This is a genomic window from Cyclobacterium roseum (assembly GCF_010119225.1).
GTDB classification, from domain to species: domain Bacteria; phylum Bacteroidota; class Bacteroidia; order Cytophagales; family Cyclobacteriaceae; genus Cyclobacterium; species Cyclobacterium roseum.
Genome location: NZ_WNKF01000001.1, coordinates 572,393 through 595,691 on the forward strand (window position 1 = coordinate 572,393; position 23,299 = coordinate 595,691).

21 protein-coding genes are annotated in these 23,299 nt (G+C 44.2%); 12 read left to right on the forward strand and 9 right to left on the reverse strand.

The features are described 5' to 3' along the window. The first annotated feature begins 25 nt into the window (after positions 1-25). The 6 genes from GJQ68_RS02325 (at position 26) to dapA (ending at position 6,102) form a co-directional block, all read left to right on the forward strand. On the forward strand, positions 26-475 hold the full coding sequence (locus GJQ68_RS02325) for a Spy/CpxP family protein refolding chaperone (protein WP_162415668.1): 450 nt from the start codon (positions 26-28) through the stop codon (positions 473-475). A 122-nt stretch (positions 476-597) separates the two neighbouring features. Beyond that, a complete protein-coding gene (xseA, locus tag GJQ68_RS02330; protein ID WP_162415669.1) occupies positions 598-1,911 on the forward strand; it encodes an exodeoxyribonuclease VII large subunit in 1,314 nt (437 codons plus the stop codon). Beyond that, positions 1,904-2,119, forward strand: coding sequence for an exodeoxyribonuclease VII small subunit (xseB, locus tag GJQ68_RS02335; protein WP_162415670.1), 216 nt, complete (start codon positions 1,904-1,906; stop codon positions 2,117-2,119). Before xseA ends, xseB begins: the two co-directional genes overlap by 8 nt. A 104-nt stretch (positions 2,120-2,223) precedes the next feature. After that, a complete protein-coding gene (gene ligA, locus GJQ68_RS02340; RefSeq protein ID WP_162415671.1) occupies positions 2,224-4,692 on the forward strand; it encodes an NAD-dependent DNA ligase LigA in 2,469 nt (822 codons plus the stop codon). A gap of 17 nt (positions 4,693-4,709) precedes the next feature. Then, entirely contained in the window at positions 4,710-5,204 is a 495-nt protein-coding gene (locus GJQ68_RS02345) for a DUF6913 domain-containing protein (RefSeq protein WP_162415672.1), read from the forward strand. A gap of 4 nt (positions 5,205-5,208) precedes the next feature. Beyond that, on the forward strand, positions 5,209-6,102 hold the full coding sequence (dapA, locus tag GJQ68_RS02350; protein ID WP_162415673.1) for a 4-hydroxy-tetrahydrodipicolinate synthase: 894 nt from the start codon (positions 5,209-5,211) through the stop codon (positions 6,100-6,102). A gap of 58 nt (positions 6,103-6,160) precedes the next feature. On the opposite strand, the gene GJQ68_RS02355 is transcribed toward dapA, so the two are convergent. After that, positions 6,161-6,334, reverse strand: a complete 174-nt coding sequence (locus GJQ68_RS02355; RefSeq protein WP_202927860.1) for a histone H1 — start codon at positions 6,332-6,334, stop codon at positions 6,161-6,163. A 95-nt stretch (positions 6,335-6,429) separates the two neighbouring features. Then, positions 6,430-7,680, reverse strand: a complete 1,251-nt coding sequence (locus GJQ68_RS02360) for an aminotransferase class I/II-fold pyridoxal phosphate-dependent enzyme (RefSeq protein WP_162415674.1) — start codon at positions 7,678-7,680, stop codon at positions 6,430-6,432. Between the two features lie 247 nt (positions 7,681-7,927). On the opposite strand from GJQ68_RS02360, the gene GJQ68_RS02365 reads away from it, so the two are divergent. Continuing rightward, entirely contained in the window at positions 7,928-8,515 is a 588-nt protein-coding gene (locus tag GJQ68_RS02365; RefSeq protein WP_162415675.1) for a Maf family nucleotide pyrophosphatase, read from the forward strand. Positions 8,516-8,530: 15 nt separating this feature from the next. Here the strand turns inward: GJQ68_RS02365 and GJQ68_RS02370 are convergent, their stop codons facing one another. Continuing rightward, the gene (locus GJQ68_RS02370; RefSeq protein ID WP_162415676.1) at positions 8,531-9,091 is read right to left on the reverse strand and encodes a DUF4136 domain-containing protein; all 561 of its coding nucleotides are present in this window, start codon (positions 9,089-9,091) and stop codon (positions 8,531-8,533) included. Between the two features lie 139 nt (positions 9,092-9,230). Here GJQ68_RS02370 and GJQ68_RS02375 point away from each other — a divergent pair, with 139 nt between their 5' ends. From GJQ68_RS02375 to GJQ68_RS02395, 5 genes are all read left to right on the forward strand, one after another. Beyond that, complete coding sequence (locus GJQ68_RS02375) at positions 9,231-9,962, forward strand: LamB/YcsF family protein (protein WP_162415677.1); 732 nt, start codon at positions 9,231-9,233, stop codon at positions 9,960-9,962. After that, a complete protein-coding gene (locus GJQ68_RS02380; protein ID WP_162415678.1) occupies positions 9,959-10,681 on the forward strand; it encodes a 5-oxoprolinase subunit B family protein in 723 nt (240 codons plus the stop codon). Before GJQ68_RS02375 ends, GJQ68_RS02380 begins: the two co-directional genes overlap by 4 nt. Continuing rightward, positions 10,674-11,534 (forward strand): 5-oxoprolinase subunit C family protein, encoded by an 861-nt coding sequence (locus tag GJQ68_RS02385; protein ID WP_162415679.1) that lies wholly within the window; start codon positions 10,674-10,676, stop codon positions 11,532-11,534. The genes GJQ68_RS02380 and GJQ68_RS02385 overlap by 8 nt, the downstream gene beginning before the upstream one ends. A gap of 228 nt (positions 11,535-11,762) precedes the next feature. Then, on the forward strand, positions 11,763-12,932 hold the full coding sequence (locus GJQ68_RS02390) for an FAD-dependent oxidoreductase (protein WP_162415680.1): 1,170 nt from the start codon (positions 11,763-11,765) through the stop codon (positions 12,930-12,932). A 292-nt stretch (positions 12,933-13,224) separates the two neighbouring features. Beyond that, positions 13,225-15,717, forward strand: a complete 2,493-nt coding sequence (locus GJQ68_RS02395; RefSeq protein ID WP_235941009.1) for a zinc-dependent metalloprotease — start codon at positions 13,225-13,227, stop codon at positions 15,715-15,717. A 106-nt stretch (positions 15,718-15,823) separates the two neighbouring features. On the opposite strand, the gene GJQ68_RS02400 is transcribed toward GJQ68_RS02395, so the two are convergent. The 6 genes from GJQ68_RS02400 to GJQ68_RS02425 all read right to left on the reverse strand — a co-directional run bounded on the left by GJQ68_RS02400 (position 15,824) and on the right by GJQ68_RS02425 (position 23,259). Further along, positions 15,824-16,534 (reverse strand): DUF3307 domain-containing protein, encoded by a 711-nt coding sequence (locus GJQ68_RS02400; protein ID WP_162415681.1) that lies wholly within the window; start codon positions 16,532-16,534, stop codon positions 15,824-15,826. Further along, positions 16,531-17,145: a hypothetical protein gene (locus tag GJQ68_RS02405; RefSeq protein ID WP_162415682.1), complete on the reverse strand. Its 615-nt coding sequence runs from the start codon at positions 17,143-17,145 to the stop codon at positions 16,531-16,533. The genes GJQ68_RS02400 and GJQ68_RS02405 overlap by 4 nt, the downstream gene beginning before the upstream one ends. A gap of 149 nt (positions 17,146-17,294) precedes the next feature. After that, the gene (locus GJQ68_RS02410) at positions 17,295-19,013 is read right to left on the reverse strand and encodes an L-lactate permease (RefSeq protein WP_235941010.1); all 1,719 of its coding nucleotides are present in this window, start codon (positions 19,011-19,013) and stop codon (positions 17,295-17,297) included. Positions 19,014-19,028: 15 nt separating this feature from the next. Then, complete coding sequence (locus tag GJQ68_RS02415; protein ID WP_162415683.1) at positions 19,029-20,915, reverse strand: aldolase/citrate lyase/malate synthase family protein; 1,887 nt, start codon at positions 20,913-20,915, stop codon at positions 19,029-19,031. A gap of 54 nt (positions 20,916-20,969) precedes the next feature. Continuing rightward, positions 20,970-22,118: a YncE family protein gene (locus GJQ68_RS02420; protein ID WP_235941011.1), complete on the reverse strand. Its 1,149-nt coding sequence runs from the start codon at positions 22,116-22,118 to the stop codon at positions 20,970-20,972. Between the two features lie 205 nt (positions 22,119-22,323). Then, a complete protein-coding gene (locus GJQ68_RS02425; protein ID WP_162415684.1) occupies positions 22,324-23,259 on the reverse strand; it encodes an RraA family protein in 936 nt (311 codons plus the stop codon). Positions 23,260-23,299 lie beyond the last annotated feature (40 nt).

The window sequence follows — 23,299 nt, forward strand, 5'->3', positions numbered from 1 at the left end:
ACCACTAAAAGACAATTATAAACACATGAAAAAATGGATCATTATAGTCCTTCTAGTTGGGTTTAGCCTAAACGGATACGGGCAGCGGGAAAGAAGTATAGATAGAGAAAAGCTGGATGCCGCAAGAGTAGCTTTTATTACTAATCGACTTTCGCTGACTCCGGATCAAGCAGAGCGATTCTGGCCGCTGTTTAATGAATATCAGGAAAGCAGGGAAGAACTGATGTGGGATTTGCGCGGTATATCCAAAAAAGGTGAAGAGGAGTCGATCAGTAATGCCGAAGCGAGTCAAATGATTGAGCAGCGCTTTTCCTTGCAACAAGAATTGCTGAATCAGGAAAAAGAATTTATGGAAAAAGTGTCGGTAGCTTTAACTCCGGTACAAGCTTTGCAGTTAAACGAGGCAAATCGAGATTTTACGCGCCATATATATCGGATGCAGCGGAGGAACAGGGAGAAAAACCCACGGGAATAAGCCAACTACAAGTAATAAACCAACGACACCACCTTTTTACAAGGGATGGTAAACTACCTTAAGAACCGGCAATGAGCCGGTTTTTTTGGTTTATACCCGGTAATTTTTCGTTTATTTGTACCATGCAGCAGGCAATATCATTAATAGCATTAAATGAGCTGATAAAAAACACCCTGGACACGACCCTTTCTCCAACTTATTGGGTGATTGCCGAAATTGGCGAATTGAGGGAAGCTGTGAAAGGGCATGCCTACCTGGACCTTATTGAAAAATCCGAAGGGGGTATTTTGGCAAAAATTCGGGGAAATATCTGGTCTTACACCTATCAGGCGATTAAAAGAAAATTTGAAGCGGCCACGAATACACGTTTAAAAAGCGGTATGAAAATATTGGCACTGGTAACGGTTCAGTTCCATGAGCTCTATGGAATAAGCCTGGTGATAAAGGATATCGATCCAAATTTTTCCCTGGGGGAACGGGCCCGGCGAAGGCAGGAAATACTGGATCAGTTGAAATCGGAAGGACTATTGAATCTAAATAAGCAATTCGTTCTTCCAAAAGTAAGCCAGAAAATCGCCATAATAAGCTCCGTGACAGCGGCGGGTTACGGAGATTTTGTGAACCAGCTGGAACAAAATGCTAACGGATACCAGGTACACTATCGCTTTTTTCAGGCATCCATGCAGGGAAAGGAAGCCGCCAAAGAAATCATTCAGTGTATACAGCAGGTTGAAGCGCAGCAAATGAAAGCTCCTTTTGACCTGCTAGTCCTTATCCGTGGTGGTGGTGCTCAAACCGATCTGGACTGCTTTGACGATTATGAACTGGCGAAAGCCATCGCTAACGCGGCCCTACCCATTGTCACAGGAATCGGACACGAGAGAGATGAATCCATAGCCGATATGGTAGCGCATACGCGATTGAAAACACCTACTGCTGTTGCTAGCTTCATATTGTCGGGATTTCAGGAATACGAGGACATGCTTCGTCGCCAACTGCTTTTCGTCGAAAGATATGCCCAAAAGACCTTGAAGAAGAGTTCTGACAGCCTGCTGGGAAAAGTCCATTTGCTAAAAAGCCTCTTTCAGGGAAAAATTTCCGAAAAGAAAAACAACCTGGATCATTTTTCCCGGCAAACCCAGCGGCTTTCACTACATGCTTTGGAAAAAATGTCCTTAAAGGTGGATACCCGGCAGCAATCTTTAAAAAGAGCCAGCCTTTTGGGTATTCAAAAAGAACAAAGCAAGTTGGAGCAACATGAGAAAGCCATACAGCGTGCGAACCCGGAGTTCCTGCTGGCAAGAGGCTATACCCGGACGGAAAAAAACGGTGTGCCCATACATCGAACCGATCTAAAACCAGGAGATAAAATCGTTACATTTAGTCAGCAAAACATTATTGCATCTGAAATCAAAAAAATAGAGAAAAATGAGTGATACCACGGAAAACCTCTCCTACGACGAGGCACTTTCAAGACTGGAAACAATCGTGGCCCTACTGGAGGAACAGGATTTGGGCATGGACGAGCTTACCCGTTTGGTTCGGGAGGCTGGTTCCCTGGTCAAAACCTGCCGGAAAAAATTGAAGGTAACCGAGGAGGAGATAAGAAATTCATTTCTGGAAGAAGACCAGGCAGAAGATTAATGCAGGAATTAAATCAGTTAAACTTTCCTGGAATTACGTTTGCGGTACATGGTATGTAATCCAAAAATAGTACATTTGCCGGAAGATAATCGGACCTTTTTTTCATGAACAAACCACCCAAAGAAGAGGCAGAAAAACAGATTGCCGCATTGGCGGAGACGATCAATCATCACAATCATTTGTATTATCAGGAAGACCGTTCCGAAATCAGTGATTTTGAGTTTGATCAGTTGTTGGAAAAACTTGTTTTTTTGGAGTCGCTTTATCCGGAGTTAAAACAACCAGATAGTCCTACCCAGCGCGTAGGAGGTACGATTACAAAAAACTTTGAAACTGCCATACATGCAGTACGCATGTTGTCATTGGGAAACACGTACTCCAAGGAAGAGTTGGTTGCCTTCGATGAGCGGGTGGCGAAAGGGCTGGGACATCGGAATTTTGAGTACCTGTGTGAGTTGAAATTCGACGGAGTGGCCATCAGTCTGGTTTATGAAAATGGCCTTCTGGTACGAGCCGTCACCCGGGGAGATGGATACAAAGGAGATGTGGTGACGGAAAACGTCAAAACCATTCGCTCCATCCCCTTGGTAATAAAAAATAAGAATTCCCTTCCCCCCTACTTTGAAGTCCGGGGTGAAATTTTTCTTTCCAGGAACGTTTTTGATAAGATCAATGAGGAGCGAATAAGCCGGGGAGAAAACCCACTGGCTAATCCCAGGAATGCTGCCTCCGGAACCCTGAAAATGCAGGATTCGTCCATTGTAGCAAAGAGAAGGCTGAACTGCTACCTCTATCAGTTGATAGCGGATGAACTTCCCATGATAAAGCATGAAGAAGCCATTGCCAACTTAATCAACTGGGGCTTTAATGTCTCCCCTACGTTTAGGAAATGCGCTGGCCTGGAGGAAGTAATGGACTACATTGAAGAGTGGCGAGACAAGCGACAGCAACTACCGGTAGAAACCGATGGAGTGGTCATCAAGGTCAATGATTACCGGCAACAGGAAGAGCTGGGCTTTACGGCTAAAATTCCCAGATGGGCTATTGCATTCAAATACAAAGCCGAAAGTGCAGAAGCTACCTTGCTTTCGGTCACTTATCAGGTTGGGAGAACAGGAGCCATTACGCCGGTAGCTAATCTCTCTCCCGTTTCGCTGGCAGGGACCATTGTCAAAAGAGCTTCCCTGCACAATGCCAATGAAATTTTACGATTGGATTTGCATGAAGGCGACGTGGTGCTGGTAGAAAAAGGAGGCGAAATAATACCCAAAATCACCGGCGTTGTACAGGAAAGAAGGTCTAAAGACAGCATTCCCATCAGCTATATCGATACCTGCCCCGAATGTGGAACGTCATTGGAAAGAAAGGAAGGAGAAGCGAAACATTTTTGTCCCAACGAAGACGGATGTCCCCCGCAAATTTTGGGTAGAATCGAACACTTTGTATCTAAAAGGGCCATGGATATTGATTCCTTAGGCACCGAGCGTTTACGTGCATTGATCCAGCAGGGCTACGTGTCCAATCCCGCCGATATTTATGACCTGCCCGATAAAAAACGGGAACTGCTTGGTCTCGAAATTTCGGAGGAACAGTATTCGAAAAGTAGCGACGGGTATTTGCTGGTCAGCATAAAAAAAGCCCTGTATGCCCTGGTCCAACAGGTTACCTTAAAAGATATTGAAGGATTTCTCGATCAGAATACTTCCTTGAATCAGCTCGATAAGCTTTTGAATTTTGCCGAAAGGGAGAAAGTCAAACCTGGAAGAGGAAAAGAAAATGCCTTGAGGCTACAAAAACTGATTGATTTGGTAAGAAATCAGGATTTTGATTCTGTGCCGGATTTTGTGCCTGTTGCCTTTGTCCTGGCAAGCATCCTACCGGAAGGAAAAGCCAACTTAACGAACCTCATCGCCCAATCAAAAAACAGGAGCAGTTTACATGATCTGCTAATCCAGGGAAAACTTGAAATTCCGGAGGCAGCGGAGGATCAAATCAATAAGCTTAAAGGGAATACTTTTCAGGAAGGAGTGGTAACTAATATGATGGAAGGCATCCGGGTATCCCTAAGCCAACCTTTTCCAAAAGTATTATTCGCCCTGGGTATTCGGAATATCGGGGAAAATACAGCCGTCTTATTGGCAAAGCACTTCAAAAGCATCACTCATCTAATGAATGCTTCTGATCAGGATCTTCTGGATATCAATGGTGTGGGAGAAACCCTGGTTAATAGTATCCGTGAGTTTTTCAATAATGAAAAAAATGGTGAAATTATCCGACGATTGAAGGAAAAAGGACTTCAGTTTGAGTTGGAAGAATCGGAAATGCGTCTGGTAAGCAGGGCATTGGAAGGAAAGAAAATCCTGGCCTCTGGACGATTAATCCATTTTAAAAGGGATGAAATCATCGATTTTATCGAGTCCCATGGTGGCAGTTACGTGAAATCGGTATCCAAAAATTTGGATTTTATCGTTGAGGGAGAAGAAATGGGACCTAGTAAAAAAGAAAAAGCGCTAAAGCTGGGAATTCCGTTGATCACAGAAGAAGCGTTTCTTGAAATTTGTAAAACATCATAAAAGTCTAAAAGAAAATAATGAAATGGATTAGGGAATATTTTGTGAAGAATGCTTTGGAAAAGCCAAAGAAAAAGAAGGCCCAAAAGTCCATCTTATTGCATATAGAAAATATTAAAACGATCGCGATATTAGGGAATAATAAAGATGAAATTGAGCAGATATCGGAAGTTATTCACCGGGACTTGAATAAGGATATTAAAATTCTGGGTAATTACTACGATGAAAAATCGGAGGATCAACAGGCATTTTCCTACAAAGATTTCACACTAATTGGAAAACCGGGAGAAAAACTAAACCAATTACTTTCCCTTCGACCAGATTTGATTATTTTTACCTCTGAAAAGCTGAATTACTTTACCCTCTATCTGCTTCAATTACAATCAGCATCTTACAGTATGGGTTTTTTTAGCGAGGAATTGAAACCTTATCTGGATCTGATGCTAAGTGAAGAAAAAAAAGATATACAATCGGGTACGGCATCATTGATTAAGTATTTAAAGCAGATCAACTAGCATAATGAAAAAGTTTAAAGGTACCGGCGTCGCGTTGGTAACTCCTTTTACGGAGGATGGTTCCATTGATTATCCTGCTTTGGAGCGGGTGATCGAACACGTTATTCACGGGAACGTAGAATACCTGGTCGTTCAGGGCACAACAGGAGAATCGGCTACGCTGTCGGAAACAGAAAAATCGGAAGTCCTTCGCTTTATCAAAAAAATAAACCGACAAAGGCTTCCAATTGTTTATGGATTAGGGGGTAATAATACGCAGGCCATTTTAGATACCATGAATGCAATCGATTTCTCAGAAATTGATGCCATATTATCCGTTAGTCCGTATTATAATAAACCCAGTCAAGAAGGGATCGCCGCTCACTACGAGGCCATTGCAGATCATTGTCCTGTTCCGGTAATTCTCTACAATGTGCCGGGAAGGACCATGTCAAACATAAACTACAAAACTACGCTTCGTCTCGCGAAACATCCTAATATAATAGGTATCAAAGAAGCAAGTGGAAATCTGGATCAATGCATGCGCATTGCGAAAAACAAGCCGGAGGACTTTTTATTATTATCCGGTGATGACATGACCACTATTTTTATGCGAAGTATCGGTGCTGAAGGGGTGATTTCCGTTCTAGCGAATGCCTATCCCGAGATAATTGGATCCATTATCCATGGAAACGCTTCTTACTCAAAGAAGGGGACGTTTAGTTTACTGGAGATAAATCCACTGATGTACGAAGAAAGCAATCCTGTAGGTGTAAAATGTCTCATGGAAAAGCTGGGCCTTTGTAGCGATTATGTAAGACTCCCACTCCTTAGGGCTTCTGAAGATTTGAAAAGCAGAATTGATCTGGCTGCAAACAATGTCAACAGCAGGCATTTCTATTCTCCCCACCTGGATTAATAATCATTAAAAGGGTAAAAAAAAGGAACTCAAAATTGAGTTCCTTTTTTTTACCAGATTAAGAGTTTTTGATGTCTTGAACCTCTTTACGGATATCCTGAGCTAAATTTTTTAAATCCTGCATGCCTTTCCTTACCCTTGTACCAGCTGCTTGATTTTTCTTATCGTAAAATTTGTCAAAATCAGCTTCCAGCGACATGATAAGATCCTTGATTTCACTAAATCTGTTCATAATTAAAAGTTAATTTGGTTGATGATGAGATTAATTTTTGATTCAATATAGTTAAAATGTTTATAAATATACAGTTTAAGCGGTTTTTTCTCCTTTTATTCACCAAATGAAGTTGCCAATTCGGTGGTCTTGTAGAATCCACTGCTTAACTTACCCTTTATGGCTTCAAATGCCGCGATCGTTTCCTTCACATCTTCCAGGCTATGCACTGCTGTAGGAATTAACCGCAATATAATCATTCCTTTCGGAACCACAGGGTAAATCACTACTGAGCAGAAAATATTGTAGTTCTCTCTTAAATCTTTACTCAGCGTTGCCGCCTCTCCTACCGTTCCATTGAGCACTACCGGAGTTACGGGTGAATTGGTCGAACCGATACTAAAGCCCTTTTCCTTCAGCCCACCTTGTAAAGCGTGAACAATTTTCCACAAATTCTCCCTGAATTCAGGTCGGGTTCTGAGGATTTCCAGTCGCTTCAATCCTCCCTCTACCATTATTAACGGCAAAGCTTTGGCAAATATTTGAGAACGCATGTTGTATTTCAAATAATGAATTACCTTAGCATCACCAGCAATAAATGCGCCAATGCTTGCCATGGATTTGGCGAAAGTAGAAAAATAAAGGTCTACCTGCTCTTGCACGCCTTGTTCTTCACCGCTTCCGGCTCCCGTCTTTCCCATGGTTCCGAAGCCGTGTGCATCGTCTACCAATAAACGAAATTGGTATTTTTCCTTGTATTGGACAATTTCTTTGAGATTCCCCATATCCCCGGTCATCCCAAAGACTCCCTCAGTAATGACCAAAATGCCACCGCCCGATTCTTTGGTAAGCCTTTCCGCTCGTTTCAATTGCTTATCCAGGCTTTCCATGTCGTTATGTGGAAACACAAAACGCTTGCCCATATGCATTCGAAGGGCATCGATGATGCAAGCATGGCATTCACCATCATATACGATCACATCCTTGCGATCGATCAATGAATCGATCACACTCATGATTCCCTGATAGCCATAATTAAGCAAATAGGACTTTTCCTTTCCTACAAATTCAGCCAATTCATCTTCCAGCTTTTCGTGTAAGTCCGTACTTCCAGACATTATTCGAGCACCCATGGGATAGGCGGCGCCCCATTTTCGGGCAGCCTCTTCATCTGCCTTTCTTACCTCCGGATGGTTGGCCAGCCCTAAATAATTATTCAAACTCCAAGTCAGTACTTCCTTTCCTTTAAACTTCATTCGGGGAGCTATTTCTCCCTCTAGCTTTGGAAATGTGAAGTACCCTTCTGATATCTCGGAATGCTTTCCCAAAGGACCGAGGTTGGTGTTCAATTTTTCAAATATATCCAATGTGCAAATACTTTTGATGTTCAACTATTAGCTTCTGTTCTGGAATTCAAACCTCCAAAACTACTATTTTTAAGTGGTTTCCGCAAAATTACACCGATTTTTGGTTTCTTCTTTCTTTTGAAGCCACTTACTGAATTATTCCAAATAAGATTTAATAATTTTGTCCGGCTTGCCCGGAAAGAGTCAAAACGGCTTTGTAAATAATAAAATAACGGGAAAGCGTTCCTTCGGCTTATCATTATATCTTATGGAAATTAGTAACAAAACAATCGTCTTAGCATCAAAATCACCGAGAAGACAACAGTTAATGAAAGAAATGGGCCTTTCGTTTACCGTCAGAAGCCTGAATGCGGATGAGTCTTTTCCGGAACACCTTGATCCAATGGTCGTGGCTGAATTTCTTGCCGAAAAAAAGGCTGACGCTTACTTACCATACTTGTATGATGAGGAAGTTTTGATTACCGCCGACACGACTGTTATCTATGAAAACCGAATTTTCAATAAGCCAGCCAATGCGCGCGAGGCCCGGGAAATGCTCCAACTTCTTCAGGGAAAAACCCACGAAGTGATCACCGGTGTGTGCATCCGAGACCTGCAACATAAAATCGTTTTTTCAGACCGCACCCGGGTTGATATTGCTCCACTTCAAGACATTGAAATCGATTACTACATCAAAGAATATCAACCATTTGACAAAGCAGGTGGCTACGGAATCCAGGATTGGATCGGATTAATTGGAATCAGCAGCATCCAGGGTTCCTATTATACGGTCATGGGTCTCCCTGTACACAAGGTTTATCAACACCTCAAAGCTACCTATGATTTACAATACTGAATCTTTGCATAGCGGTTAGGTGGGAATTTTTTTTGAAAACTCCTTTAGAATTTTGTCCACAGAGGTTTGGAGGTTTTTGCTTTTTTGCTTGGGTTTGGTAATTTCCCCAACGGCACTGATCCGCATCACCACCTTATCCTGCCTGGTGTCAATAAAATCTACCACCAGCTCTCCCATATCGTAATTTTCCACTCTAAATCCGCTATTACCGAATCCATAGGGCATCATCCAGGGATTGTACATGCCCATTCCGAAATATGGACTCATCATGGGTGTGGAATTAACCTCTTTCTGTCGGTCCGTTAGGTTGGTATTATACCGTACAATTAAATCCGGCTTTTCCATATCCTGTTCAAAACCAAATGATTTCATACCTTCCGTAAGCCTGTACTGAAGGTTATCCTCCAATACAGGGGACTCAAAGGCTACTTTGTCATAATATTGATTGATTACAAAAAAGGTTTGATAATCTTCAATGCTAGCTACTTCATTTTTCTCCAAAAACACCCGCACCGGACTACAAGAAGTAATCCATATCAAAGCGGATACCATCACTATGCTGAACGTAAATTTCATAATCTGTACCTTAATTTTTACCTTCAAGACGAAAATCAAATCAAAAATGTTGTGAAGAATCGGATAAAATGATCCTTTATAAAGCACAACGGCTATGGAAATATTAATCCATAAAATAATCCAAAAATCCTTTTGAGTAATGGTAAAAACCTGGGACATTAACTGCGATTTGGGTGAAGGCATGCAGAACGACGAATTAATCATGCCCTTTTTGGGGAGTTGCAATATTGCTTGTGGGGGCCATGCGGGTGACGAAGGGAGTATAAGAAAAACGGTAAAATTGGCCAGAAAACACCTGGTGAACGTGGGTGCCCACCCCTCCTATCCGGACAGGGAAAATTTTGGCAGAGTTCCCCTTGCAATTGATTTTGAAAGGTTGGAAAAGAGCCTCTCGGCCCAGATTCATGCGGTAAAATCAGCGGCAGAGGAATGGCACCTACCCTTGCACCACATTAAATTTCATGGTGCCCTGTACCTGGAGAGCCTTAGCAACGGCATTCTGGCGGAGAAATTGGCTCAATTCATACAGCGGGAATTTCCAGGTAAAATGATTTATGCACCGTTTGGCTCTGCCATTTCCAGGGCTGCCAATCGGAAAAAGGTACCGATTGCCTACGAAGTTTTTGCTGACCGGTGCTATCAATCCCCGGTTCAATTGTTGAGCAGGAAGGATCCGAAGGCTGTTTTGATGACGTTACTCGAAATAGAGCAACAAGTTTCCCTTTTTCTGGCAGCTCAGCAGGTAAAGACAGTGGATGGAACCTGCTTGCCCATCAAAGCAGACACGATCTGTGTCCATGGAGACCATCCCTTGGCCGTGGAAATCGTAACTTTAATAGCACGAAAAATGGGCGAAACCAAAAAGCTATGAATCATCCCGTTCAGATAATTCCCATCAGTCCCGACATCCTGGAAATACACTGGCCGGAAAAAATCAGTGAGCCTATTTTATTTGAGATCCTGGCCGTTAAGCGATTTTTACATGAAAAATGGACCGGTAAAATCCATCGTATGTATCATGGATATCAAGTCCTGGGGATTGTGTTAATAGAAGGCCAGGATTTGGCAACCCGTATTAGCGAGGTGTATGCCATTCTGAAAGAAAACTTTCAACCCGGATATAATCCGTCGGAATTCAGGACATGGAAACTTCCGGTTTGCTACGATTTAAAGTTGGTTCCGGCACTCGAACGCTACCTTGATAAGAAGTCTATTGAATGGGGGGATTTTGTAGAAATGCACACAGAAAATAGCTACCGCTTGTATTTCTACGGTTTTTTACCGGGATTTATGTACCTGGGGGGGCTGGAAGAGCGACTTCATATTCCAAGGAAGGCCATTCCCGATCGAAAAATCCCTGGCGGTTCGGTGGCCATCGGCGGAAGTCAAACGGGCGTTTATCCGATGGATAGTCCAGGCGGATGGTACGAAGTAGGCAAAACGCCCATCCCCTTTTTTGGTCAAGGTGAGTTAAGGGTTCCGTTTCGTCCGGGAGATGCCATCCAATTCGAATCGATATCCCTTTCCCGTTTTAACCAGTTAAAGCAAAAAGAAAATTTTTCCTGGACAAAGTGGGAGGAAAATGGCTAAGCTAAGATTAGAAAAATCAGGTATTCTGACCACCATTCAGGATCTGGGTAGGCCTGCCTATTCCGCATTAGGCGTGCCCCTGTCAGGACCTATGGACAAACAATCTTTTTTGCTCGCCAATCACTTAATGCGAAAGTCCCCTGCTGATGCTTGCCTGGAAATCTATATGGGAAACCTGGAAATGGTCTTTGACAGCACCTGCCAGGTGGTTCTAACCGGAGCCTCCGGAGAAATTAGCTGCGGAAGCAAGTCCTATCTCACCAATGAAATCATACCGGTGCAAAAAGCGGAAAAATTGACCCTTTCCGGTTTTAAAAATGGCCAATGGGCCTACCTGGCTATCAATGGATCCTTTCTTTCCGAAAACATTATGGGTAGCCAAAGCTATTATCCGAGAATTACCGAAAAGGGAAGGTTAAATTCCGGAGAGGAAGTTCATTATCAGGCTGCCGAACACAGCATACCCCTTTTGCATGCAAAGGTAAAATCAAGCGTAGTTTCAAATTCCGACCCTCTACCTGCCTATAGGGGCCCATCGTTTTCCCTGCTTTCATCCGATCAACAGCACCGGTTAAAATCCGGCACCTTCACCCTCTCCAGGGAGCAAAACCGGATGGGGATCCATCTGGAAGAAAAAATTGCGCATTCACTACCGGAAATGATAACGACCCCTGTTTACCCAGGTACCGTTCAATTAACTTCCTCTGGAAAATTAATTGTATTGATGTTGGATGCTCAGGTAACGGGTGGTTACCACCGCCTATTACAGCTACCACAGCGGTCGATAGGAACCCTTTCCCAATTAAGGCCTGGTGAAAAATTCCGGTTTCAGCTGATGGACTTGCCTGAATGAGTTTTTGCAACTGCTATTAAAGGAATACTTCGTCAACACAGGGTTTTTGAAAGCCTTTTTTCTAATATTTAATGACATTAATCACCAATATGATCAAAATATCACCCTTATTTTTGATTTTGATTTATTTATTTGATAATATTGATATGAAATTAAACCCAGCGAACTCAACAACGTTTCAATAAGCCCATTTCAACCGAATCCGATTACCACTTTAACCACATTGAAATGATTGAGCCAAGAAGGGATTTTATTCGAAAAGTGGGACTTGCTGCCCTGGGAGCAGGCTGTTTCAGCAGTAGCATGGCGGCAGCCCCCCAGGTCAATAAAGGTAACTTTGAAATCCTGAAGAAAGTACGATTGCCGGAGGTCAAGGTTTCTTCCTCGCGGGTAATAAAAGAGAGCATCGGTTTGAGGCCTTTTCGCCGATCTGGACCCAGAATAGAAGCCCAGGAACTGGGTAATAAATTATTGATCCACAATTATGGTCATGGTGGAAGCGGATGGTCCTTATCCTGGGGTTCCGCCATGCTTGCCTGTGAATTGGTCCCCAACGATCCCAATTTAAAAAAAATCGGGGTAATGGGTTGTGGGGTATTGGGCCTCTCCACTGCCAGGACACTACAGAAAAAAGGCTATCAGGTAACCATTTACACCAAAGATGTCTACCCAAACGTGACCTCTGCCATGGCAACCGGCACTTGGTCTCCTTCGCATAAGTTAATTGACAACGATAAAATAACAGAAGAATTTCGAGAGAAATTTCAGAGGGCCTATTACCATTCATATTACACCTATCAGCGAATGTTGGGATTGAATCAGGTGGTAGACTGGATGGATAATTACAGTATTAAAACAGGTAATGGTGATAGAACGCAGGCCAAACCGGCAGTTCCCCGACTTAAAGACGGCCTGATAACTGAAGAAATGGATTTTTACCCGAAAGGAGAACCACTATCCCGCAGAGAAAATCCATTTAAATTCAAAAATGTCACGAAAAACCCTACTACCATTTTCAATATACCTTCTTACTTGAAAATGCTCACCAATGATTTTTTATTAACTGGAGGAAAGCTTGAAATAAAAGAATTTAACCGAATGGAAGATGTCGATTCCTTGCCAGAAAAATGCATCGTAAACTGCACTGGACTGGGATCCATGAAACTATTTGGCGATGAAGACATGCTTCCGGTTTCAGGTCAGCTGTGTTTTCTCATTCCACAACCGGAATTAAACTACAGGGCAAATATGTCCGGCGTTTATGTTATTCCAAGAAGAGATGGCATCATGTTAGGTGGGAATCACATCGAAGGTAACTGGGATACCCGTCCTGATCCGGCCGTTAAAGATAAATTTCTAACAACCGTTGAAGCCATGATGGAAAGACTTAAAGGATAAAAAAAGAGAGGAAACCCCAGGTTGGGGCCCGGAGCTTCCTCAGATTGAACTTAGCCACTAACAACTAATTCATGTCAAATCTATGAAAAATTTATTAAAAAACCATTTTTTCAGTCTGCGAGTGTGGATACTGAACCCATTACTTTCCCTTTTATTTTTAATCAAAAGAGTACGGTCCTTCCGGAATACCAGCGGCGCTAAATACGCATTCACTTTCACAGAAATTTCATCGGGGTAATTGCTATTTTGGCATTACAACATTTATTTTTATAGCTAACTAACCCTAAATGAAATGATCGTATTAAAAAATCCGCTACTCGTTGGACTATTGTTTTGCTTCCTATTGCCATACCAGGAAGTGCTTGCTCAGGGCACGGAGCCCCAAGGCGAAACCAAATCCAGCCTCTCCGAAATAACCCGGGAGATGGAGGAAATGCCCGGTTTAATTGACCTTTTCTGGGACTCGGAGAAAGGTAAAGTATGGATGGCCATTCCCAATGATGAACAAGAACTCCTTTATTACCCGTCTTTGGCTTCCGGACTAGGCTCTAATGATATTGGGCTTGATAGAGGACGGATATCCGGAGCCCATGTCATCCGGTTTGTTCCTGTGGGAGATAAACTGCTGATGCAAGCCGAAAATTATAGGTACAGGGCATCTTCATCCAATCCCATGGAAAAACAAGCTGTAAAAGAATCCTTTGCCTCCTCCGTTTTGTGGGCATTCAAAATAACAGCTAAGGATAATGACCGGATACTGGTAGATGGCACCGATTTCTTTTTACAGGATGCTATACAGGCAGCTGGTGCCATCAAACGCTCGGGACAGGGAACCTATAAAATCGATCCTTCCCGATCGGCTCTTTACAAGGCAAACACCAAAAGTTTTCCAAAAAACACAGAGATTGAGGCGAGCATTACCTTTACCGGAGACCAACCTGGAAATTTTATACGTCAAATCGTGCCGGATCCCAACGCCATCCAGTTGCATATCCACCATTCCTTTGTGGCTTTGCCGGATCCTGGATTCGAAATCCGGACATTTGACCCCAGGGCTGGGGTGAATGGCCTCAGTTATCACGATTACTCTACTCCTGTGGACCAGAACCTTGAAAAAAAGATCCTGCGAAGACATCGTCTGGTGAAAAAGAATCCGGAGGCAGCCATTAGTGAGGTAGAGCAACCTATTGTTTACTACATAGATCCCGGCACACCCGAGCCCATTCGTACCGCATTAATGGACGGAACGGCCTGGTGGGCTGAGGCTTTTGAAGCTGCCGGATTCAAGGATGCTTTTCAGGTTAAATTGCTCCCCGAAGATGTCGATCCAATGGATGTACGGTACCACCTGGTGCAATGGGTACACCGATCTAGCAGAGGGTGGTCCTATGGAGGCGGAGTGACCGATCCACGAACCGGTGAAATTATAAAAGGAAAGGTCACCCTGGGATCCTTAAGGGTGCGTCAGGATTACCTGATTGCCCAGGCATTGGCTGGAAATTTCGATACCACCAACCCTGATAATGAAGTGATGATGGATCTGGCATTGGCCCGGATGAGGCAGCTGGCAGCTCATGAAGTAGGTCACACGCTGGGATTGCCACATAACTACATCGCCAGTGCCAAAGGAAGGACATCGGTAATGGATTATCCGCACCCTACCCTGTCAATAGACAACGGTGTCATTGATCTTTCCAATGCCTATGCCGAAGGCATCGGAAGCTGGGATATTACTGCGATTAAAATGGCCTATCGATCCATTCCCTCCGGCATGGATGAGCAGGAAGCATTCGACCTATGGGTCCGGGAGTATCGGGAAGAAGGGTTGGATTTTCTCTCGGATCAGGATGCGAGGCCAGCAGGATCGGCCCATCCGGAAACCCACCTATGGGACAATGGAAGTGACCCGGTTGAGGAACTAGAAAACACTTTGGAAATTCGAAAAATTGCACTGAAAGATTTTGGACCAAAAAACATTCCTACAGGAACGCCCCTTGCCAAAATGGAGGAGCTTTTGGTTCCCCTCTATCTTCTACACCGATACCAGGTAGAGGCTGCCGCTAAGGTAATCGGAGGGGTTAGGTATGGGTATGCTTTGAAAGGAGATGCCATGGAAGGCCAGCAGGTAGTCCCTCGCGACAAGCAATTGGAGGCCCTGAAGCAGTTGCTGCGTACATTGGAACCCGCAACCCTAACCCTGCCGCCGACTATTCTGGAACAACTTCCTCCCAGGCCCTTTGGCTACAATCCGGATTCGAGGGAGGTTTTTAAAAGGCATACAGGTTTGGTATTCGATCCCATCGCCCCGGCTGAAATTGCTGCCCATCACACCTTGTCCTTTCTCCTTCATCCGGAGAGAGCTTCCCGCCTGATAAGTCAAAGCGCCCTGGATGATAATCAGCTCCGATTGGAGGAATATCTTGATCTTATATTGGAAGCAACCTGGAAAACTACTACCATAACAAGCTATCAGGCAGAGATTAAACGTTCGGTAGACAAATTGATACTTCAACATTTAATGGAATTGGCCATACAACCATCAGGCAGCTCACAGGTGAGAGCGATTGCTTTAGCCAAAACAGAGGAATTAAAGACCTGGATACTGGAGCAGCGTACCAGAGATTTTGCGCAAAAAGCCCATCTGGATTATTGCCTGGATCAATTGGAAAAATTTAAATTAAATCCGGAGGATAAAATTATGATTTTGGAACCCTTACCGGCTCCTGCGGGAGCACCCATCGGGCAAATGGGGGCAAGTGGAATGTCCTCCTGTTTCTATTACTAAATCTGTTTCCAGGTATTAACTAGGGTTAATTTTTTTATCTACAATAAGTTGGAAAGGAAAAGAGGGGGTAGGTTACCTCCTCCTTTTTTTTGTCAATAAAATCATTTTAGGGGTAAATCAATTGCCATTGATCGTACAACAGGCCACATACAATGGCTAAACCAAAACTTAACAAGGTTCCGATCAGGATGTATTCCGTCAACTTTCTATCTTTGGATTGACGCAAGTCCCCAAACCGAAATACCGATTTGGCCGCCACTAAAAAGCCTATAGCTTCCCACCTCCCGGATAATATAAAAGCAAAAACAAACAAGCGTTCCATAATTCCGATATACTGACCGGCCTTATCTAAAGAACTTTCGGAATCATCCGATAATGGGGTCCATTTAGATATGATGGTTTGGATAATCACCGAAGATGGCAAGGTTAAAAATACACCTAGGGTAATCAATAACCAGTATTTTTCCGAAAAGGAGACCTCCGGAATCAGGGAGGGGTCGTACAAACCGACTGCCAATACCAGGGTAAACAGGTGTGCTCCCTGATCAACAAAAAACCAATATCGTCGGGTAGCTGGCTTTTGTGCCTGAATTTTTATCAAGTCAATGATTCCGTGTGCCAAAACAATAGCCAGCAAGTAAGGCCAAAATTCAAGATTGGCTACCAACAACAGAATAAGAACGCCATGAACCAATAGGTGCAGGTATAGCGGAATGGCCCGAAGTTTTTTGGCTTCCTTTGCCTTCACCCAAGAACTTGGTTGCAATATAAAATCACCTATCAAATGGGCTAGAATTAGCTTTGTCAGCAAGATCATAGCAAACTTCGTTTCAGTCGTTTTGGAAAATACCCCAGAAAAGATTGGGTCAGGTCAAAATGCGCCCGGGATAAGCGGGCACTTACCGCATGTTGGCTTATCCCTTCCATTCCTCCCAGTTGAGTTTGGGATTTTTCGGGATAGGTCAATGCCAGGAACACCATTCTGGCAGAATTGTAAGTCCAGTTGTCCATCACCGCCAGACTCATTTTTAACATCAGGTTAATTTCTTCATCAAATGCTGTATCGGAGGTTTTCAGCAGTAAACTCTGATGGTTGTCAGGTAATTTTCCAAAAGCATCCCCCGAATGAATGTAGGCCGTACCGTTATTTTCCAATAGGCGTTTTGATTTAAAATCCTCTGTTCCAATCCCCATTCCCATCCGGCAATCCAAAGGGTCTATGGATTTGATTGCTGCCTTTAGCCGAATGGCGGCCAGGAGCAGGTCCTCCGGTTTTTTAATCTTTAGCTGAAAACTGTCTCCCCGGTATATTTCCCAGTCTTCTCCAGGTTTGCCCCAGGTATTCAGTTCCTCTTTTAGGGTCTTCATCCACTGGTCTGGCGACACTTTTCTGGAACCCTGTATATCTCCTGTTATAATGGCCATCATATGGGGCTGCGTGTATTTATTCTTTAAACGAAAACTCAATACATCACGTATTTAAGTGATATGTAAAAATATCATGTATTTAAATGATATTTAAATATATCATCTAATTAGATGATAATCAAATTTATCATTAAAAAAGGTGATATTATTCAAACATTGATCAGAAAACGATCTACCACCCCAAAGAGACCAATAAGAACCAGCCCAATTAAACCAGTAAATATCAGGTAGTAAAGGGTTGGAAAAATGGTTTTTCTAAGAACACTCCCCTCCTTTCCCAATAGTCCTACCGTAGCAGAGGCCGCTACTACATTGTGAATGGCGATCATATTGCCAGCGGCAGCACCTACCGCCTGCAAGGCCAAAATCCAGGTAGGTGCCATTCCCAAATTATCTGCCACCCCGTATTGAAAAAGGCTAAACATCAAGTTACTCACCGTATTGCTTCCGGCAATAAAAGCACCCAAAGCACCAATCATAGGGGCGAAAAAAGGGTAGATCATACCGACTTTGTCAGCCGTCCATGCAGCCATTAAAATAGGCATACTGGTAAGGCCGGAAATATTCTCTCCTGAATTAATATACACCCGAACCATGGCTACGGCAAAAAGCAACACAACACCTGCCTTAATTATCATCCGGCCACTATCGGCAAAAGCCGATCGAACCATGGATCCATTCATTGCATGAAGAAAGTAAGTGATGAGACAAACAAAGAGAAGAAGCGTACCCGGTAGGTACAGCGGGGTACTACTGGCAGCAATCCCGGTTCCCAGAATCCCTTCAATTCCGATCGAAAAGCGATTCAGCCATTCTTTAAAGGGCAGTTGTGGCAAGCGACTGAGGACCAGCAAACCGGCAAGTAAAAGATAAGGCATCCAGGCCTTTACGAAGGATATACGTTCTCCGGCCAAAGGAGAATCCAACTTGCCGGTTGAGATATTGAGACTTCCTTTCCAAGCTTCCGGCCAATTAGCTTCTGGTTCGATATCCCAGGACTTTTTGGGAATCAGAAATCCCCGCTTTGCCGCCGTCACCACCACGGCCAAACCAAGTAGCGAACCAATCAGGGAAGGGAATTCGGGGCCCAAATAGAGCCCGGTTAGCAAATACGGTATGGTAAAAGCCAAACCCGCGAACAAAGAAAAAGGGAAAAGCTGAAGCCCCTCTTTCCAGGACCTGTTTTTTCCAAAGAACCTACAGAGCATCAAAACCATCAAAAACGGCATCAGTGTCCCCACCAATCCATGAATAATGGCGGCATTGGCCGTCACGGCAAGCAATACTTCCGAAAACTCCCAACCCAGAAGATCCAACCTTGCCATCAAATCCGGATTTTCAAGTCCTCCTCGGACTCCCACAAGAATCGGCGTTCCTACGGCTCCGAAGGTTACGGCCGTACTTTGCACCATCATTCCCAAAATCACCGCGGCCAGAGCCGGAAACCCTAAAGCCACCAGCAAGGGGGCAACAATGGCTGCTGGCGTTCCGAATCCGGCTGACCCTTCGATAAAGGAACCAAATAGCCAGACGATAATGATAACCTGTACCCTCTTATCGCCACTAATTCCCTGAAATCCGCTTCGGATCGTATCCACTCCCCCGGAGTATTTGAGAAAGTGAAGCAGCAGGATGGCTGCAAAAACAATGTAGAGAATGTCAAAGGTGATAAAGAAACTCTGCAGTACGGAGGCCAGGATGGTCCTAAAGGTCATTTCCCAGAAAACAAAGGCCACGATCACCGTTAGAAAAAACGTCAGCGGCAGGGTGGTTCTGGCGGGGAGTCTAAAACCTACCAGCATTAAACCCGCTATCAAAATGGGGCAAATCGCAAGAAGAAACATCAGATCGGAAGACATCGCAGCCATAGTTGATAAAGGAAGTTAGACTGTAAAATCCATATTTTCGGTAATTCGCTGACCCTTTTCCTTTAGCTGTTTGACATATTGGCCGATCCTTTTTTCAGCTTCTTTGAGATTGAAATTATTGAGATTAATATTCAAAAGGTCTATAAACCAAGGGATTTTTGTTGTCTCCGAAACGTAAACCTCCACGATCCTTTTGGCTATGGGAAGGGTAGAAGTTTTGGATGACTCATATACGTCTTTATCTTTGGCTTTCAGCAATTTATCATATTCTTCTTCAAGTAATTTGTAAAATAATTCCTGGGTAAAAATGGCCCCTTTTTGAACTCCTGACCCGGGATCATCTTCGGTGATCACTGCCTTTTTGTGCAGCCACTCCCAGAGTATGCTAAGTCGAATTTCGCCGGTAGCCATATCTTCCATGAGGTATAACACATCGTCATTCCCGAAAAAATCAGCGGGCTTTAGTGCGGCGGCCTGCATTCCCTGACCGAAAGCATTCCCATATTGCAAACCTACACTCAGTAGGTTTCTTGCACCCCGAATGGTTCTGGGAGCTTCTTCCAGCAGGATCAGTCCTGCAGCATCTTCGGGTTCATAGCTCAGGGCTGGAAATTCCCTGCCCATTTGGTTGGGGGTACCCGTCTTTTCCCAAACGGGTCGGACAATAGGAACCATTTTCCAATGGGCCACCCATTTTCCACTGGCCCCTTCCCGTTGTTCTCGTTCAGCTCCTGCCAGTGCCTTTTCCATGCTGGAACGAACCCCCTCTTCCGATCCTACCGGGATATTTGGCTCCATGCCTCCTTGCCATAGTGCAAAATGGCCAACTTTATCGGGCGTGTTTACTGCCCGACGCACCCGGTCTTCGTAATTTCTCATATATCCATAGGTCATGCCTATGGACTCTATGTTGGGGTTGATAAAATCCTTGTCCCAAAAAAGGGCATCCGAAACGCTATTGATGTAATCCCAGCGACCGGTATTATACCCTACAAAGTGTTTCCCGAGTACTGCCCTGATTTCCATCAACTGGTACGTTGCTTCCAATTGCTCTACCAGTACGTATGCTTTGACGGTCCCCACAGGCAATCCCAAATGGGTTTCAAGAGCACTGATCATTTTATTCCAGAGCCCTGCCTCTTCGGCGGTCTGAATCTTGGGTAGGTAAAGCACCACCGAAGATCCTGCTTCCATCAAGGCCCGGTAGTTATTGGTCACGTACAAGGTCAGGTCCGCGATGGAGGCTGAAAAAGAAGCTCCATCTGAAAGGCGCAAATGCCTGTCATCGAGGTGAAGGCCCCTTGCCCTAAAAATTTTAGTGGTAAATTTCAACTGCTCTTTCCAATTCGAAATGTTTTCTTCACCAAAGAAACCCTTGCTCCAACTGTTCATTTGAGAGGCTACCCTTTCGGCAACCTCCAAAAAAACCGGTGAATTGTGAATGGCCAATTTAAGGTTGCGCTGATTGTCCAGGGACATGGTACTCACTTGCCCAAGGGCATCTTCCCCATCAAACATCCACCCGTCTGCGCCCGATAAGAGCGCATAGGCCACGTTGCGAATGCTGCTTTCCAGCGGCGCATTGGGCTTGGCTCCGGGTCCGGTTCCCTGTATCCATTGCCGCTGCAGGTCGTCTGGTATAGCAGCCCCTTCGAAATTTCCTTCCCTGGCATCTTTCACTTTTAAATCGGTTCCAGGAATATTGGTGTCGGGATTTAAGAAATCAATTCGTTTGCCTTTTTGGGCCCGTTCATTTCTTCTGCGTAGCCGGATGTCCATTAGCTTTTTTACGTCCTGATTAAAAGGAGCCAGCACACGTAATGCTTCCAATACTTCTTTGGTGTAGACATCTTCGTAGGTTTCTTGCAAGTTATCCCGAATACTAATTTCAGCGTTGCTCATAATTGTTTTTAAAAAGCGTCGATTGAGGTTGTATGATTTCTATTAAGGTTTTATTTATTGGTTTTTTCTTCCTATTCCAAATTGATCACCCGCAGCCACTACATTCCCATCCTGTATATGTAATTCGATCATTTTTTCACTCGCCACGAAATTGTGGTGTTCGTCTTGAAGCAAGTGAAGGATTTTTCGGGTTTCGACATCGATTACCTCCCCACTGGAAGGATACGCATAGCGGCCATCTAAACTGAAAGTAACCCATCCCGGCATGTCCTGAAGCGGTATGGTGGTCAGTTGCTGGTAAGGTGGAAAGGCCTGAAAAACATGCATTCTCATGTTGTGCCCATCACTGATCCATATTTCTTTCTCATCCGGTGTCAGGCCTATGCCATGGCTGGGATTGCCATGGCGCCTGACCGGACCCTTATCCCAGCCCTCCACTTCGATGGCAGCCTTAACCTCTCCTGTATTCAGGTCACCCACCTCAAAACCTAGCAGCTCGTTTACGTTGACGAAAACCAGGTTTTCATCGCTGTTAATCGTAAATGGACGGATGCCATGGGAGAAAGGGCCAATTTTTTTTGTGATGGTATGGGTCCGGGTATCGGCTACATGAAGAAAGGGAGAACTAATATCTGCCATATAGGCAAATTTACCAGAGGGACCATAAATGGTATTGTGCGCCCGGTCATATACCTGAATGGTCGTGATAATTTCACCCGTTTCACAGTCGACTACATTCCAAAAATCTTTCTCCAGGGAGGGCAAATACATGGTCAATCCATCCGGGGAAATGGACATGCGGTCGGCACCGCCTTCATAAGCGATTTCCCAAACGATTTTTTCGGTTTTCAGGTCTAAACGCTGTACACCTTCCAGGGTGCTTACAAACAAACTGTTCAGTGGTATGCTGACATCTATTCCCTTTACATTGGAAGGCTTTCCATTGGAGGAAAAACCCTGCACGGGAATTCTTTTGACAAAACGGTGCTCCGCTTCCATATCAAAAACCAATATCCCATGCCCCCCATATCCCAGGTAGTTCCTTATTCCCGGTACCGCTACATACAAGTATTTTCGGGGCTTTTCCAACGTTTCGTTCTTCTCGCCCAAAATTGTGAAGGAAAAAGATGGCGACAGCCCGAAGAAAATAGCTAACAAACTCAGGGTAAGGCGGAGGAATAGCTTTCGGCGGTTCATGGGCATTTTGGGTCTGTTTTAATCAAAAAGAAATCCAAGATAATTAAATTGAAATAAGTATCCATAAAAAAACAGGGATTCTCACCAAAGAAAACCCCTGTTTTGCCTATTTGGCCCTGACATTTATTTCCTGTAGCCTATCCTGGTAGCAGGCTGCGGATTGATCTTACCTATTAGTTGCCGCAGTCCGGAATAAGTCTGCGAAATCAGGTTACCAGTTTCTATCCTTCAAATAAGCATCCAATTCTTCCCTACTCATGGGCAGGTCCTGCTTATTCTGAAGCCAATCAAGGAAATCCTCCTTAATGGTATCACTCCATCGGCTGTCAATTTCTCCGGCTGTATACTTCTGCTCCCGCAATCGTTGATGGCCAAACTGATCTCTTAACCCTGTAAATTCAGCGTTGATCACCAATTCAGAAACCAGGTGGGCAGGTATAAAAATAACTCCCCATTTGTTGGCAAGGACGGCATCTCCTGGCAAAACAGTAGCCCTACCCAGACGGATCGGGTAATTGATGGTGCTCAGCATCATTTCCTGAATATAAGAAGGATCATGGCCTTTGACCCAAAGGTTAAACCCATCAATTTTACTGAGTCCTGCCATATCCCTGACCGACCCGTTAAAAATCACACCATTCTTTGAGTTGGCATATATGGCATTTCCCAGGTTATCCCCGATCAATGTTCCATCGACAATTTTGCCATATCCGTCCGCTACATAAACGTCTCCGTCTACAAGGGCATCAATGGGCCAGGAATTGGTCCCTCCTGATTGGGCACGGCCTTCCTCCTTGCCGATTTCCTTTACCAGGTTATCTACATCTTCACGGAAGGGCATGTACTGGGCGGTAACTGCCCTCCCTGTCATGACTTCATCTTCGTGCAAGATAATCCAATCGTTTTCAAATTGGTTGTTATACCCTTTATTTCGAAGTATTCCCCATGCTTCTTCCACGGAGATTGCTTTCAACCTTTCGAGCAATTCATCGGAAATTCTAGGCCTTCCATCCGGAAAGCGCTCCCCATCCCATTCCGAGGTTAACGCCTGGATTTGTTCCGGTGTAGGTGTAACTTGTTGCGAATATCCCTGAATGCTGCTAATCAGGAGGCCTACGAAACAAATAAGTGCTAATTTCTTCATCATTTTCGATTTAATTGGTTTTTTAAATTCAAGTTGTGGAAAA

What these genes read in the sequence shown, in the direction of transcription:
- GJQ68_RS02325 (WP_162415668.1), top strand. Translation starts at nt 26, where the DNA reads ATGAAAAAATGGATCATTATAGTCCTTCTAGTTGGGTTTAGCCTAAAC.
- xseA (WP_162415669.1), top strand. Translation starts at nt 598, where the DNA reads ATGCAGCAGGCAATATCATTAATAGCATTAAATGAGCTGATAAAAAAC.
- xseB (WP_162415670.1), top strand. Translation starts at nt 1,904, where the DNA reads ATGAGTGATACCACGGAAAACCTCTCCTACGACGAGGCACTTTCAAGA.
- ligA (WP_162415671.1), top strand. Translation starts at nt 2,224, where the DNA reads ATGAACAAACCACCCAAAGAAGAGGCAGAAAAACAGATTGCCGCATTG.
- GJQ68_RS02345 (WP_162415672.1), top strand. Translation starts at nt 4,710, where the DNA reads ATGAAATGGATTAGGGAATATTTTGTGAAGAATGCTTTGGAAAAGCCA.
- dapA (WP_162415673.1), top strand. Translation starts at nt 5,209, where the DNA reads ATGAAAAAGTTTAAAGGTACCGGCGTCGCGTTGGTAACTCCTTTTACG.
- GJQ68_RS02355 (WP_202927860.1), bottom strand. Translation starts at nt 6,334, where the DNA reads ATGAACAGATTTAGTGAAATCAAGGATCTTATCATGTCGCTGGAAGCT.
- GJQ68_RS02365 (WP_162415675.1), top strand. Translation starts at nt 7,928, where the DNA reads ATGGAAATTAGTAACAAAACAATCGTCTTAGCATCAAAATCACCGAGA.
- GJQ68_RS02370 (WP_162415676.1), bottom strand. Translation starts at nt 9,091, where the DNA reads ATGAAATTTACGTTCAGCATAGTGATGGTATCCGCTTTGATATGGATT.
- GJQ68_RS02375 (WP_162415677.1), top strand. Translation starts at nt 9,231, where the DNA reads ATGGTAAAAACCTGGGACATTAACTGCGATTTGGGTGAAGGCATGCAG.
- GJQ68_RS02380 (WP_162415678.1), top strand. Translation starts at nt 9,959, where the DNA reads ATGAATCATCCCGTTCAGATAATTCCCATCAGTCCCGACATCCTGGAA.
- GJQ68_RS02385 (WP_162415679.1), top strand. Translation starts at nt 10,674, where the DNA reads ATGGCTAAGCTAAGATTAGAAAAATCAGGTATTCTGACCACCATTCAG.
- GJQ68_RS02390 (WP_162415680.1), top strand. Translation starts at nt 11,763, where the DNA reads ATGATTGAGCCAAGAAGGGATTTTATTCGAAAAGTGGGACTTGCTGCC.
- GJQ68_RS02395 (WP_235941009.1), top strand. Translation starts at nt 13,225, where the DNA reads ATGATCGTATTAAAAAATCCGCTACTCGTTGGACTATTGTTTTGCTTC.
- GJQ68_RS02400 (WP_162415681.1), bottom strand. Translation starts at nt 16,534, where the DNA reads ATGATCTTGCTGACAAAGCTAATTCTAGCCCATTTGATAGGTGATTTT.
- GJQ68_RS02405 (WP_162415682.1), bottom strand. Translation starts at nt 17,145, where the DNA reads ATGATGGCCATTATAACAGGAGATATACAGGGTTCCAGAAAAGTGTCG.
- GJQ68_RS02410 (WP_235941010.1), bottom strand. Translation starts at nt 19,013, where the DNA reads ATGGCTGCGATGTCTTCCGATCTGATGTTTCTTCTTGCGATTTGCCCC.
- GJQ68_RS02415 (WP_162415683.1), bottom strand. Translation starts at nt 20,915, where the DNA reads ATGAGCAACGCTGAAATTAGTATTCGGGATAACTTGCAAGAAACCTAC.
- GJQ68_RS02420 (WP_235941011.1), bottom strand. Translation starts at nt 22,118, where the DNA reads ATGCCCATGAACCGCCGAAAGCTATTCCTCCGCCTTACCCTGAGTTTG.
- GJQ68_RS02425 (WP_162415684.1), bottom strand. Translation starts at nt 23,259, where the DNA reads ATGATGAAGAAATTAGCACTTATTTGTTTCGTAGGCCTCCTGATTAGC.